14 protein-coding genes are annotated in these 13,542 nt (G+C 64.1%); 9 read left to right on the top strand and 5 right to left on the bottom strand.

Annotated features, from left to right (window positions below):
- Positions 1-15: 15 nt before the first annotated feature.
- Positions 16-267, bottom strand: coding sequence for a helix-turn-helix domain-containing protein (locus tag TPAU_RS07215; protein WP_013126100.1), 252 nt, complete (start codon positions 265-267; stop codon positions 16-18).
- Positions 268-402: 135 nt separating this feature from the next.
- On the opposite strand from TPAU_RS07215, the gene TPAU_RS07210 reads away from it, so the two are divergent.
- Positions 403-726: a hypothetical protein gene (locus tag TPAU_RS07210; RefSeq protein ID WP_013126099.1), complete on the top strand. Its 324-nt coding sequence runs from the start codon at positions 403-405 to the stop codon at positions 724-726.
- A gap of 7 nt (positions 727-733) precedes the next feature.
- Here TPAU_RS07210 and TPAU_RS23105 read toward each other — a convergent pair whose 3' ends face one another.
- Together TPAU_RS23105 and TPAU_RS07200 are read right to left on the bottom strand one after the other, a co-directional pair.
- Positions 734-1,198 (bottom strand): hypothetical protein, encoded by a 465-nt coding sequence (locus TPAU_RS23105; protein WP_013126098.1) that lies wholly within the window; start codon positions 1,196-1,198, stop codon positions 734-736.
- Positions 1,199-1,590: 392 nt separating this feature from the next.
- Entirely contained in the window at positions 1,591-2,958 is a 1,368-nt protein-coding gene (locus TPAU_RS07200; protein WP_013126096.1) for a hypothetical protein, read from the bottom strand.
- Between the two features lie 521 nt (positions 2,959-3,479).
- Between TPAU_RS07200 and TPAU_RS07195 the strand changes: the two genes are divergently transcribed.
- The 8 genes from TPAU_RS07195 (at position 3,480) to TPAU_RS22305 (ending at position 12,393) form a co-directional block, all read left to right on the top strand.
- A complete protein-coding gene (locus tag TPAU_RS07195) occupies positions 3,480-3,692 on the top strand; it encodes a hypothetical protein (protein ID WP_013126095.1) in 213 nt (70 codons plus the stop codon).
- A gap of 50 nt (positions 3,693-3,742) precedes the next feature.
- A protein-coding gene (locus tag TPAU_RS07185) for an IS3 family transposase (protein ID WP_245537794.1) occupies positions 3,743-4,935 on the top strand; the annotation gives its coding sequence in 2 pieces (ribosomal slippage) (positions 3,743-4,027 and positions 4,030-4,935; 1,191 coding nt in all).
- Positions 4,936-5,011: 76 nt separating this feature from the next.
- Positions 5,012-5,857 (top strand): hypothetical protein, encoded by an 846-nt coding sequence (locus TPAU_RS07180; protein WP_013126094.1) that lies wholly within the window; start codon positions 5,012-5,014, stop codon positions 5,855-5,857.
- A gap of 196 nt (positions 5,858-6,053) precedes the next feature.
- Entirely contained in the window at positions 6,054-6,476 is a 423-nt protein-coding gene (locus TPAU_RS07175) for a hypothetical protein (protein ID WP_013126093.1), read from the top strand.
- Positions 6,473-8,899 (top strand): bifunctional DNA primase/polymerase, encoded by a 2,427-nt coding sequence (locus TPAU_RS21855; RefSeq protein WP_013126092.1) that lies wholly within the window; start codon positions 6,473-6,475, stop codon positions 8,897-8,899. The genes TPAU_RS07175 and TPAU_RS21855 overlap by 4 nt, the downstream gene beginning before the upstream one ends.
- Before the next feature lie 132 nt (positions 8,900-9,031).
- On the top strand, positions 9,032-9,892 hold the full coding sequence (locus TPAU_RS21850; RefSeq protein WP_013126091.1) for an HGGxSTG domain-containing protein: 861 nt from the start codon (positions 9,032-9,034) through the stop codon (positions 9,890-9,892).
- A gap of 322 nt (positions 9,893-10,214) precedes the next feature.
- Positions 10,215-10,862 (top strand): recombinase family protein, encoded by a 648-nt coding sequence (locus tag TPAU_RS07160; RefSeq protein ID WP_013126090.1) that lies wholly within the window; start codon positions 10,215-10,217, stop codon positions 10,860-10,862.
- Position 10,863: 1 nt separating this feature from the next.
- On the top strand, positions 10,864-12,393 hold the full coding sequence (locus TPAU_RS22305; protein ID WP_013126089.1) for a tyrosine-type recombinase/integrase: 1,530 nt from the start codon (positions 10,864-10,866) through the stop codon (positions 12,391-12,393).
- On the opposite strand, the gene TPAU_RS21845 is transcribed toward TPAU_RS22305, so the two are convergent.
- Both TPAU_RS21845 and TPAU_RS22875 read right to left on the bottom strand, forming a co-directional pair.
- Positions 12,390-12,815 carry a hypothetical protein gene (locus TPAU_RS21845; protein ID WP_049825797.1) on the bottom strand — a complete coding sequence of 142 codons (426 nt, stop codon included), beginning with the start codon at positions 12,813-12,815 and terminating at the stop codon, positions 12,390-12,392. The two genes, TPAU_RS22305 and TPAU_RS21845, sit on opposite strands and share 4 nt — an antisense overlap.
- A gap of 1 nt (position 12,816) precedes the next feature.
- Positions 12,817-13,485 carry a hypothetical protein gene (locus TPAU_RS22875; protein WP_147291068.1) on the bottom strand — a complete coding sequence of 223 codons (669 nt, stop codon included), beginning with the start codon at positions 13,483-13,485 and terminating at the stop codon, positions 12,817-12,819.
- Positions 13,486-13,542: the final 57 nt, after the last annotated feature.

Below are 13,542 nucleotides of genomic sequence, written 5' to 3'. Positions count from 1 at the left end.
AAGCACCAGACCCGTCTATTCGCCGTCGAATGGAACGCCATCGAGCAACGCGCCCGGCGTGGTGTTGAGACCGTGCGCGAGCTTGAGGATGTTCTCGACCCGCGCGGAGCGCTGGCCACGCTCGACCTGGCCTAAGTACGTCCAATGGACGCCGATCTGAATTGCTGCAGCTTCCTGGCTCAGTCCAAGCTCCTCGCGGCGCGCTCGCACGCGCCGCCCGAACGTCGCAAGGCTCTCGTTGGCGGGTGGCTTCGGCGCAGGGCTCATAACACGGTCAACTACAACCGTCCCGAGCCGCATCATCCAGAGGCAAAACGTCCCATGTGTAATCGTCTAGACTTGGCTTCGCGCCGGAATGCCCGGCCCATCAGGCATGATGCGCCTGTCTAGAGGGAGGCAAACGTGAAGATCGCGAAGTATTGGAAGCTGATAGCTGCGGCCGTCGCAGTGGTCGTGGTGGTGGCAGCGGTCCTGCTTCTCACTCGCAAGTCGCCGGATGAACAGTTCGACGCGAAAGCTGCCAGAGTGAACGCATCCGCTGAGGTCCTAGCCAAGGTGCACCGCGACAGCGCTGACGTGTGCTCCGGTTGGGCCAACCGAGGAGTTGCCGACAAAGAGGTTCGAGAAGCACTGCGACGTACCGCAATTAAGCGCTGGGACGACGGCAAGTTGACGGGGCCAGAGATCCACTACCTGCTCGACACAGCCATCGAGGTCTACTGCTGAGCGCTCGCTACTTCTTGACCTTGCGGCCCGATCCCTTCTGTGGGGGTCGGGCCGCAGTCGGCTTCCGGCCCGGGTTGGGCTTGACCGTCACGGTCAGGGTTTTGGTGGGCTTGTCGAGTGAGGGCGTGACGTCGATCTTCCTGTCGGGCTTGCCGTGGTAGCCGACGATGCCCTTGACGAGGACGCCGCGCCCGTTGGGGCTGCGGAACTCCGCGCCGACCTTCGCGCCCTTGTATGAACCGCCGGTGCCGACGTGGAGGTTCTTCTCAAAACTGCCCTTCACGTACGCATCGCGGACGGCCCGCCGGGCCTTCCGAGCCGTCACCTTGGCCCCACCCGTCCCGGCTGCGAACTTGCCACCCTTGCGCGCTTGGGTCTTGTAGCCGCCGAGAGCGTTGCCCCAGGCGCGGCTCTTGGTGCCGGTGACTTTGCGGCCTGCCGAGCTGCCGCGCTTGACTGCCCGCCTAGCCACGACGACCACCGCGCCCGTATGACGCACCGTCGTTGTAGCGGCGATCCCAGTAGTTGCCGTTGGCGGGTTGGCCGGCGAGGATCCTTGCGCGGCTCTCGGTCGCGTCAAGGGTGTCCGACGCTGCCGTGCCGACGTACCCGCCTTTCGATGGGGACGGATTGGTGCTGACGGGGAGTCCGCGACGGCGAGCCGCCGCCCTCCCTAGATCAGCGCCGTCACCCCCGCTGAACTCGCCGGGGCCGACTTCGGACGCGCCCCGGAGCTTCGATGTACTCGGTTCGTAATAGGCCATGATGTTTGCCTTCCGATCGAGACAGGAACGGCGCGGAGCTTGAGACCCCCGCGCCGCTGACCAGTGCCTACGCACCTACCCGTGTTGCTAATGCCGCCGCCTACAGCGCGAACGTCGGCGCGGCGTAGGTGGAGTTGGCGGTTACCTGGATAACCGCCGCCGCACCGCGGCGCTGCACCCCCACTCCGAAGGATCGAGACAGGAAAGAATCCACCAGCGGGTAGTCGCTCTGATTGCCCGCAATTGCCCGCAGCCCTTGATAATTGGGGTTGGGATGGACCCGCATAGCAACAGGATTCAGCGAACTGTTCGGACCACCAGTTGCGACCACTGCGATGTACCCCGCAGGGATCAGGTGCGATGTGACAGCCATTGCAGGGCCGTACGAACCAAGGACATCGAGGCCCTGGAACTGCGCCGGGGCAATCTGTCCGATGACCGTCTCGTCACTGAGGTACGCAGGTGCGCCCGCACTCAGCACGAAGTCGTACTTGGCCGTAGGTGCGCTGGTCTCGCTCCCCTCAAGGGCACGGGACTCGATCCCGCGACGCCACTCCAGCATTGGCTCCAAGGTCGTCTCGTTGCCGATGATGAGCAGCGTGGACTGCGAGCTGCGCGTGCCGAAGCCCTTGGACGTGATCAGCTTCATCGCGTCCTCAATGTCCTTGGAGTCCAGGGCAGCCGATCCGGTCGTGAAGTAGTGCGAGGTCGATGCCGAGAAGTCCTGGCCGTTGTACGTCGGCGGCTTCATGCCATCGGTGCCGTTGTAGAGGCCGTACACCGTGAGCTGGGTGTCGTCGGCAATCGCAGGCGCGGGGCTGAAGAGGCGATTGAAGATGGAGCCCGTGGTCAACCGGTTGTCGGCTTCTAGACCCGCATCGAAGATGTGCGCAACTTGCTCGGCGCTCGCATCGCGGAGGAACTGCCAGGTGTAAGCCGAACGGGTATCCCAGTCCTTGAACGGCAGTCCGAGCCGCAGGTAATCCTGGTTCGGACGGTAAGCGCTCGGCACACCAAATTCACTGGCGCTCTCAAAATGGACACCGGCATCTGGGCCCTGTGGTACCGCAAGGGCTGCGTCCGTGGTGGTGCAGCTCAGAAGGGAAGCGAGATTCGTGCGGGTCTCGTTCGCGATCGCGAGCGCTGCACTTTGCTCTTTCCAGATCGCCTGGAGTGAGATCCCGTCGATGGTCTCGGTCACCCGAGCGTTGACGTTGGGCGCAAGGTCGCCAGCGGTGTGGTAGCCGCGACGACTTGACACGTCACCGCCGTAGATCGGCGCGAGCATCGCCGGTAGCAAGGACTTCAGGCGCTCAGCTCCTATGTGCTCGGCGATGGTCGAGGTCATCGGTCGGGTTGCTCGTGTCGCAATTCCGGGCGCGATGGTCGTCCGGTCCGCTCGGTTCGGACGCGTGCCCTGGTGCCAGCCGGTCCGGGTATCCATGGGATGAGTGTTCTGGGTGTTCATTATGGGAACTCCTAAGAAGAAGAAGAGGATCGAGCACGAGGGCCACATTGGCTACTTGTGGTGCTCGGAAGAAGAAGAGTGTTGATCTGCGCTCCACCTGGCCCTGCCGTCAGGGAGCAATTGCGGCCCAGCCGCGAGTGCCCGGGGGCACAATGTCGCCGCAGCTCCGCTGCGACCGATACGAAGAAGCCTACCCGAGGCAGGGGATAACGCGCGCTGCGACGACGAGAACGGTTGCAACACTACCTATCCGGCGATAGGCCGGTCGAAGCCGTTCCGATTCGGGTATAGTCGTAGATACCGAGGACGAAAGACGTCCAGGGCTCTCTGAGAAGACCATCGCGCTGCATCATCCGCGACCTCAGCGAAACACCACACAAGTGTGAAGGTGACCCTGGCGCTCGCGCTCGCAAGTCCCAGAGGGCACCCGTAGTTGATCCCACAACTCACACGAGGGTGTCCTCCGCACGTCTCAGGGTCGCTATGGACACCCTCTCGCATTCATCCGAGAGGAAACAACCATGTCCACCACTACGGACAAGATCATCGACGCCGCGAGTGCGGTCAAGCTCATTGCGGGACATGATGGCGTTGTCGAATACGCTGCTGGTAAGCAGGTTTCGCTCAATCCCCGCTACATCAAAGAAGAGACCCAAAGCGGTCGCCTCGCCTGCTACCGCATCGCACGACGGCTCTACTACTCGCCCGCCGATATGGGCCTGCTGCACGGGTAGGTGACATCTGATCTGTGGTGCCGAGGGGTGCCGCTGGAAGGATGTGCACTGTGCCTAAGCCGTATCCGAAGGAGTTCCGCGACGATGTGGTCCGTGTCGCGCGTAATCGTGAGCCGGGAGTCCGTCTCAAGCAGATCGCTGCCGACTTCGGCATTAGCGAGTCGTGCCTGATGAACTGGGTGAAGACCGCCGATGTCGAGGCCGGCTCCAAGTCCGGGAGCAGTGCGGCGCAGTCGGCGACCGAGAGGCAAATGCGTAAGCGGATTCGGCTCCTTGAGCAGGAGAATGAGGTCCTGCGTCGTGCGGCTGCGTATCTGTCGCAGGCGAACCTGCCGGGAAAATGATGTACCCGCTCGTGAAAGAGCTCGCCGACGACGGTGTTCCCGTCACGGTGTCGTGCCGGGTTTTGAAGCTCTCCCGTCAGCCTTACTACCGTTGGCTCGCCGCCCCGGTCCCCGCGACGGAGCTGGTCGAGGCGTATCGCGCGAACGCCCTGTTCGACGCCAGCGTTGATGATCCGGAGTTCGGTCACCGGTTACTCGCAGACGAGGCCCGCGCTGCCGGTGAGCCTATGGCGGACCGCACTGCGTGGCGGATCTGCCGCGACAACCGGTGGTGGAGCGTCTTCGGAAAGAAACGCTCGAGCAAGGGCGGCAAACCCGGGCCCGCGGTCCACGACGATCTATGCACCGTCACCGACGAGCACGGCAGGACTCGTCACCGGTTCACCGCAGATGCACCGAATCGGTTGTGGCTCACAGATATCACTGAACACAGGGCTCGGGAAGGGAAGCTGTATCTGTGTGCGATCAAAGATGCCTACTCCGGGCGGATCGTCGGCTACTCCGTCGACTCGAGGATGAAGGCCCGGCTCGCCGTCAACGCCCTCAACAACGCTGTCGCGATGCGCGGTGATGTCACCGGATGCATAGTTCATAGTGACAGAGGATCGCAATTCCGGAGCCGAAAATTCCGACGTGCCTTGGAATATCACGGACTACGCGGATCAATGGGCCGAGTCGCCTCCTGCGGCGACAATGCCGCGATGGAGTCGTTCTTCAGCCTGCTGCAGAACAACGTCCTCGACCGCCACTGCTGGGCCACCCGGCAGGAACTGCGGACCGCGATCATCACCTGGATCGAACGGACCTACCACCGCCGGCGCCGACAACGCCGCCTTGGACGATTGACACCCATCGCATTCGAGTCCACCATGAACCCGGCCGCGCCACACGCGGCCTGACCAACTTGTCACCTACCCGTGCAGCAGGCCCTATTGACGCTTGGCTCGCCAGCAAGCGCGAGGGCGGTGCCGCATCATGACCATCGCGCCCCGCGACTACTACCGCGACCTGACCCCCGGCGAGCGCACCGAAGTCGACCAGATCGTGGCATCCCACATTCAGCCGACCGGTCCTGGCTGGGACGACATCCCAAGTGGGTCAGCCGGCCACATGCCGTGGCTCGATGACTTGATCCGCGCCGAGCGGCCTAACCACGGCTACCCGGATGACGCCAAATGGTGGGCCTACCTCAGCGGACTCACCGAGTTCAGCTATCACAGCGTGATTCCCATGCCTGGTGCCGAGGAGTTCCTAGCTCGGGTGCTCGATGGCGCACCAGGCGGCCATGAACTGATCATTCTCAGCGAACGGATGCCGTCGTTCATCCAGCACCAGCCGTTCCCGCTGGAGTACCGCAGCGACGAGTTCTACGAGAAGCAATCAGAGGTCGTGAAGCGGTGCTCCTTCGTCATCATCCCGGGTGAGACACCCGCAAAAGCGGCGGAACGCATAGCGCGTAAGCACATCAAGCCTCATCATTACTTCGGGTCGGCATGCGTGTTCTCCGGGTCTGATGCTCCGAAGCCATGTGGCGATCATGACAATCACCCCGCGAACCACCCACCATCCCACGAGGCGCACAAGCTGGCCCTTTTCCGGCGGGGTTCAGTGTTCTGGGCGCTGCCAGTCTGCGACGAATGCCTTTGGGGTTCATTGTCTTTCCGCGGATGGGGCAGGAAATACCTCGACCGCGCTAACCAACGGGGCCTCAGCGTGACTAAATGGCACATGGGTGGCGGCCTAGTCGATGATCTGGAGGCGCACGGCGAGCGCGCGGTGATCGTTGATTACACGTCAGATCCCGGAAACGCCCCGCGCTAGCACCGGCCTCAGAGCAGAGCAGGTCAGCCCCGAATACACCAAAGCCCCGCTCTTATTGCGAGGCAGCGGTGCAGGCGCATCCATCGCGAGCGGGGCCTTGGAGTCAATACGGACGGGCGTTCCAGTAACCCGACAACCAGAAACCCACTGAGAGAACGGTTTCCGATCAATGAAACCCACAAGGAGAGTTCCGACGATGATTCTACCCGATAGCGCGAGGGGCGCTGCGACAGATGACGGCGAACCTAATTGCACTACAACGGGTTCCAACCTCACCGTCGCCCAGGCGGTGGGCCGTCTGTGCGCGTTCTGCGCGGAACAGTGGAAGGACTACCTCCACGCCAGGGCTGGACAACGCGACGCTGAGTACCGCTGGCAGCAGCTAATTCGTGAGCAGCGGCACGCCGAGGAGGGGCAATACCTGTCCCAGCATGACCTGGACGAACTCAATGCCGAGGTCGACAGGGCCGACCGGCTGATGACGATTCGGGCCTCAATCGCACACGAAGCGGCGATCACTGCGAGCACGAGCATGGTGGAGTGCTCGCGCTGCCACGAACTGGAACCGGCGTTGCTTCCACCCGAGCACGCACGCGAACTGTTCGGCGGTGAGGAGTGACCACCAGTAGCTCAGCCACCGTTCCGCCCGCAGACGGCTACGCGGCGTGGGCGCAGGCGTACCTTGACGCGGGCTGGCGCGGGGTACTGCCGCTTCCAGAAGGCATGAAGCTCCCGCCGCCGACGAGCTACACAGGCCAAGGTACGCCGGACCCTGACGCGGCTCAGATTGCGGCGTGGGCGCGGTCCCCGAGATTTGAGCGTGGCAATCTCGCGCTGCGGCTGCCGCCGAATGTGATCGCGCTAGATGTGGACAACCACGACGGCAAACCGGCAGCCGAGACCATCGCGGCGCTAGAGCGCGCGGCAGGGGTACCGCTTCCCCAGACGTGGACGAGCACGAGCCGCTCCGATGGTTCGTGCCACGCCTTCTATCGCGTGTCTCTGTTGGCCGGCGACAGGGGGTGGCCGGGCAGCCTCAAGCAGTTCGGTCCCGGTGTTGATCTGCTCCAAACGGGTCACCGGTATTCGCTGGTGTGGCCTTCGACCAACCCGGCCAACGACGGGGCGCACTACCGCTGGTATCGACCTGACGGGTCGCCCGCTGCCGTGGGCGAAATCCCACGCCCTGAAGACCTGACGGAGCTGCCGCAGTCGTTCATCGACGCGATTACCGCGCCCCGCTCGATCAGCGGCGAGAAGGCTACTGAGGCCGAAGCAACGGCCCTCCTCGACCGGCTCGCGGCCCACCCGGACTACCGCGCGCCGATGAGCGAGCGCATGGCCGAAGCCGTCGCGGATGCCATCGAGCAGTTCCCGGCGGACGGCCACGGCACGATGGTCGCCGTCCAAGGGAAGGTCATCCGCTACGCAGAATTGGGCGACGCCGGTCTTGGCATGGCCTACGCGCTCCTGCGAGCGGGGTTCATCGCTGCCGTCACAGAGCGCTATGCGGATCGTGACACCAGGGGCGACGGTGAGAGCGTGGCGGCGCGCGAGTTCGACAAGGCCTGGATAGGAGCCGGGCGCACTGTCGCGGGTGACCTGACGCCGCAACGCGAGCTGGACGGGCTCTCACTGGCGAGGGCCGCACTCGCCCCCGGTGGCGCATGGCACCCGAACACCCCCGGCGGTGTGCTTGAGCGCGCACGAATCTCTGAGTTGGTGCCGGAGGACGACAACCCGCCGTCGTGGGCGCCGGTGGATCTTGCTGGCGCGCTGGATGCCGACCCGCCGTTGCCGATGTGCCTGGTGCGGTCGGATGGGGTGGCGTTGATGTACCCCGGCAAAGTTCACTCCGTCCACGGGGAGAGCGAGTCGGGCAAGTCGTGGCTCGTGCAGTACAGCGTCGTTCAAGCGCTCCTTGCGGGTGGTGCGGCGTTGTACGTGGATTTCGAATCGGACGCGCGAGATGTGGCTGGCCGGCTGATCGCGATGGGCGTACCGCGGAGCGTGCTCCTCGACAGCAGCCGGTTCGCGTACGTGCGGCCCGAGGTCGACACGAGCATGAACCGGGAGCGCGTAGCGTTCGAGGCAATCTTGGCTTGTGAGTTCACCGTCGCAGTCATCGACGGGGTCACGGACTCAATGGGCATGTACGGCTACTCGATCAAAGACAACGACGACATCGCGCGGTGGCTGCGCGAACTCCCGCGAGCGATTGCGCGGCGTACCGGCGCGGCGGTCGCGATGGTCGACCACGTGACCAAGGACCCCGAGGGGCGCGGCCGCAACGCTATCGGCGGGCAGCACAAGATGGCTGGTGTCGACGGCGCGGCATTCGTAGTCGAGCCGCGTACCGCGTTCGCTGTGGGGATCGCTGGTGTGATCTCTGTTCGCATCGCCAAGGACCGCGCGGGCGAGGTACGGCGTCACGGTGGCGCGTGGCGCAAGTCCGACCGAACCCAACCGATCGCTGAGTTCCACCTCGACGCAACAGAACAAGGGCGGATCGCTGCGCGGCTGGAAGCGCCGGAGAACGCCGGGGCGGTCGGTGACGTAGACAGAACGAAACCAGGAGCACCCACAGGCGAGGCTTCTGAGAGGGTCAAGTTTCGGCCCACCTACTTCATGGAGAAGGTATCGCTGTACTGGGAGGAGACCGAGTTCCTCAGTGAGCGGTCTACATCGAAGACCGTCACGGCGATGTGCCAGGAGCGCAAGGACGCAAACAAGCCGCTGAAGCGCGATAAGTGGCGCGACGCGATCACCCTCCTTGTTGAAGAGGGGTACGCAACATTCGTCGTCGGCGCACGCGACGCCCACGAGCACACCGTTGTGAAGCCCTATCGCCAGGCGACCGACCCGCTCGCCGACCAGTACTCGGAAGCGGTCGCGCGAGCCAAGGGCAAGCTCGAATTCACCACGGAAACGGACCCCGAAGAACGACCTGGCGGACCGAGCGAGGACCGAGCGAACGACCGGGCGACCGCTCGGTCGAGCGACCGAGCGACGGACCGAGCGAACCGGGCGGGCTCCCCGTAGGGGGGCCGCCCGGTCGCGGACCGGAGCGGTCGCGGGGTCAGACCGCCCCGATAACCGAGCGAGAACTCTCGCCCGGTCGAGACCGCCGAAAACCCTGACGAAGTAGACCAAGAGATCGACGAGGAGACCGACATGACTGAGCAGACGACCAACACCGACCAGACCGATACTGATTGGCACGGCACGCCGGCCAATGATCCGCGCCGCCCTGCACCCGAGTGGGACAGCGCGATCGGCGAGGCAGGCGAGTGGGGATGGTGGGAGCCGGACCCTGCGGATGAGGAATGCGAAGTGTGGACGCGTGCGCCCAAACAGGACGCCCCGACAACCCCGGAGGCTGCGGCGAAGTGGGATGCGATGCTGGCGGTGAACGAGAACGCTCGGTGCGTTGCGCACAAGAAGTCGGGTGAGCAATGCAGGCGACTAGCCATCAAGGGTGCGACTGTGTGCCGAGTACACGGCGGGGCTTCCGGACACGTCAAGCGGGCCGCTCGGGTCCGTCTGGAGAACGCTGCCGACCGCATGGCCAAGGAGCTGTTGAAGATCGCGGTCAGTGACAACATGCCCGCGTACGTCAAGCTCGACGCGATCAAGGACGCCCTGGACCGCGGCGGCGTGTCCGCGAAGACCGCCATCGAGGTTGAAGTGGGGCCGGCCAAGGGCTTCGAGCAGGTGTTCTCGGGGATCACTGGCGGCACCCGCGCCGACAGCCGCGCAGCACGAGGGATCACGGACATCGGGCAGGACGATGACCACGCTGCCCACCGCGCCATGATGGAGCAGGACCGCGCCAGTCGCGCGCTCGCCGTGCCCTCGGACCCCGCCCTCACAGGTGAGGCTGACTACCTCGACGCCGAGGTTGTGCCCGCGGGCGTGGTCCAGCCAGCCGCTATCGACCGCACCCCGGCACCCACAGACGACGGTGTGACCGCAGCAGAGTTCGTGCGGGAGGCGAATGCCAAGGCCGCGAGCACGAGGCCGCGGCACACGTAGCCCCCGTCGCACCGCGGCGTCGGGCCGGTACGCCGCTACCGACCGCGAGGGACCGCCGTACGACCGGCTGACTAGGCCGTCGGCGGTTGAACGGACCGAAACGGGACACCGACGAGGAGCGCGAGCCTCAACGGCGTAGGCGCGAAGCAGCCGGCCAGCACGAATGCGAGCGGTACTGCCAGCACAGCGGGATGCAGTATCACAAACCAATAATGAGACTTTCACTCATACCTCAACTAACGTTGAGGCCATAGGCGGAAACGAAGGGTTACGCCCCAAATGTGCAGGGAGAGTGCAGTTGTCGAGCGATCTGGATACGCACATGCTGATGTTCGAGTACAGCCGCGTGAGCACCGAGGAACAGGCCGAAAGCCACAACGGGCTAGAGGCCCAGCGCGCCATGATCCGCGACGAGGCACAGCGACGCGGCTGGGAACTGGAAGCGTTCACCGACGAAGGCGCGAGCGGCAGCCAGATCAACCCAGGCTTAAGGACGGCGCTGGAGCTACTGGCATCTGGCCAAGGTGACGGCCTCGTGGTGGCGAAGATGGACCGGCTCGCACGTTCCGTCGCGCACGCCGTCGAAATTATGGAACTCGCCAAGGCCCAGGACTGGGCGCTTGTCATTCTCGACCTCAATGTCGACCTGACCACCCCGGCCGGTGAGGCGATGGCGAACATGCTCGCTGTGTTCGCTCAGTTCGAGCGGCGCATGATCTCCACGCGCACCCGTGACGCCCTCGCAGCCAAGAAGGCGCGCGGCGAGCGCATTGGCCGGCCACGCCTAGCACCCGCAGGCGTCGTGCGGCGGATCGTGATGGACCGCAACGCAGGCCTGAGCTTCGGACGGATCGCCCGCGCGCTGGAAGCGGAAGGCGTGCTCAGCCCCGCAGGCCGCACCACCTGGCAGGAATCGACAGTGCGACGGATCTACGCGTCAGCGACCGCAGACATTCGAGAGGCGGTGTGACATGGCTTCGGTCCACAAGTTCACCAGCAGAGTTGACGGCAAGCCCTACTACAAGGTCAAGTGGCGCACGCCCGATGGGAAGCACCGCACGAGGGGCGGCTTCGCTCGCCGCAGGGACGCTGAGGCGTACGCGGAGACCGTCGAGTTCAGCGCGCGCCGTGGGCTCACGTTCGACCCACGCAGCGGGGACATGCTGTTCAGGGCCGCAGGGCAGGCGTGGTTGCAGAGCCGCACCGACCTCAAGATCGCGACCCGAACCAACTACACGGGCCAGCTCCGCGCTGATGGGGAGATTGACCGCAGGTTCGGCGGCTACCCCCTCAACAAGATCACCCGCGAGGACCTACAGGCCTGGGTGAACGAGCAGGTAGCAGGCGGTAGTAGTTCCAGCAGCGTCCGCAACAAGTTCTTCATCGTGCGGATGATCCTGTCGCAGGCCGTCGTGGACCGTCGCTTGGAGTTCTCGCCCGCCGACCACGTGAAGCTGCCCGCGCCGCGCCGGAAGGGCAAGCAGGCCAGCACAGCGTCCGGCCAGGCCGCGTCGATGGTCGGCTCTGCGCCATCAGTCCACGGATCGACTGAGGACGCCGCATTCCTCACTGCCGAACAGGTGGAGTACCTGACGGCCGCCACACCCTGGCCGTACAACATCCTTGTCCATATGGCGGCGTGGACCGGCCTGCGCAGCGGCGAGCTGACAGGCCTACAGATCGGGGATATCGACCTTGGGCGCAACTCGACAGTCAGCGTTCAGCGAACGGCCTTGGTTGTGCCTGGTACACCAGCAGACGGAGACAGCCCGGCAACTGCCCCTCGTGCCGTCTACGACACCCCCAAGACCCGCCGATCCAGGCGGCGCGTGCCCCTGACCGCCGCGACCGTTGCCGTCCTCCGGGACTACTTGGCGCCCGCGCCCCGGCTCGACGGCGGCGACCGCCGCTTCAACGCGGCAGCGACCCCACTAGCCCCCAGGATCGACGCCCCGAGCAGCGCGACCGGCGCGCCGACGTACGTTCACCCGAGAGCGGGCGACCCCACCGCACCGCTGTTCCCGAAGATGCGGTTGGTCGCTGGCCGGCCAACGGGCAAGCGCGCCCCGCGCCACGAGACCGGACCCCGCGCGGGACAACCGATGACCCCCGAAGAACAAGCCGCACGCCGCACCGTGGCCGAAGCCCAGGCTCGCCTAGAACTGGACTGGAATGCCGTACTGCTGCACAAGACCTATTACAAGGCGGTGTTCCAACCCGCACTACTCCGCGCCAGCTTAGCCCTGGTGGCCGATGGGCTGCGGCCGATACCCGAGCACGCGACCGCGCACAGCCTCCGGCACACCTACGCGAGCTTCTGCGTCAGCGCGGGCCTGCACCCCAAGCAGATATCGAGCTATTGCGGGCACGCATCCGTGAACACCACGATGGGCATCTACGCACACCTATTCGAGGACGACCACACCGAAGCAATGGCCGCGCTCGGCAGCGTCGGAGCTACCCGCCGCGACAACGTCACCCCGCTGCGCGGATGGGGTTAGCGTGACCCGACGATTACCTGCTCAACTTCGTCGCCAACGAGAATGCTCTTAGTTTCCTCGGCAAGTGACTTGCCCGAAAATTTGAGCCTTTCGCGCCGCTCAACCCTCGGGCCAAAAGCTTCTCCGAGTGGGGTCATTCCACCAACTGTTACGCGCCCAAACGTTTCGAGAACTGCCATCTTCTCGTATACATCCGAAGCCTTCAGGGTTGCTTTAACCATTGGCATTGACCCGATAACTTCATCGGTTTCCGGGTCCACGATGTCCGCCCAATCGGTGTCGAGAACCTCAAATTTCATTCCAGTGCGCACCCCATGCTTGGAGCCGCGGTTGATGACGAGCGAAAAGTCGTCAATGATTCTTGCTACAAATCCTGTAATGGGTTTGCTATCCGCTTCGCTGTTCCCAGGCTGGTCTGACATGTTACTCCTCTTCCGTGTCTTCGTCGGTTCCCCGCAGAACACCTTCAATGACTTCCGCGTCGATGCGACGCCACTCCGACGTGTGAACGCCAGCCACTGAGAGTTGCGTGTTGAGCGTGCTGGCAACAACAGATAGCTGCTTCGAAACGCCAATAAGCAGCTGATGCGCATCAGCGTCGCCAGGGCTCGCGCATAGCCGGTCTGTGACCAACTCGGCTTCCGCAATCGCCTTGGCTGAAGCGTCCACTGCTTCCACCATCTCCAAGTGCCTTGTAAACGCATGTCGAATATGAGGCTTTAGAGCAATCTGCTGCGCGCGGTTCTCCGTCTCCACGCGTTCTCGCTCTTGGTTTACCGCTTTGGTCTTTTCTCTGGTTAGCCTTCGGGTTAACGATTTGGCTTCATTTTTCGCTTCATGAATAGTTTCTCTGAGTGCAGTTATCTCTGAATCATGTTTTCGTTTCTTAAACACCTGCCCGGCAATGAATACTATAGCGGTGTTTCCGCTGGCAATGGCTGTGCTTACCACTGGGTTAACGGCACCCTGTGACGCAATCCAGAACGTCGCGACGGTAAGTCCGCCCCAGGCTGAGGTCGACAGCACCCCAGGGTCAGTGCACCAACGACGCAGCTTCGCCCCTAATGCCTCGCGCGACCCCTCGTCCTCCACGCCGACGATCATCTCATGGAGGTCTGACACGTTCGCTCAGAATCGCCGCGCGGCCCC

This window comes from Tsukamurella paurometabola DSM 20162 (assembly GCF_000092225.1).
Classification (GTDB): domain Bacteria; phylum Actinomycetota; class Actinomycetes; order Mycobacteriales; family Mycobacteriaceae; genus Tsukamurella; species Tsukamurella paurometabola.
This window is presented reverse-complemented; position numbering and strand designations above follow the sequence as displayed.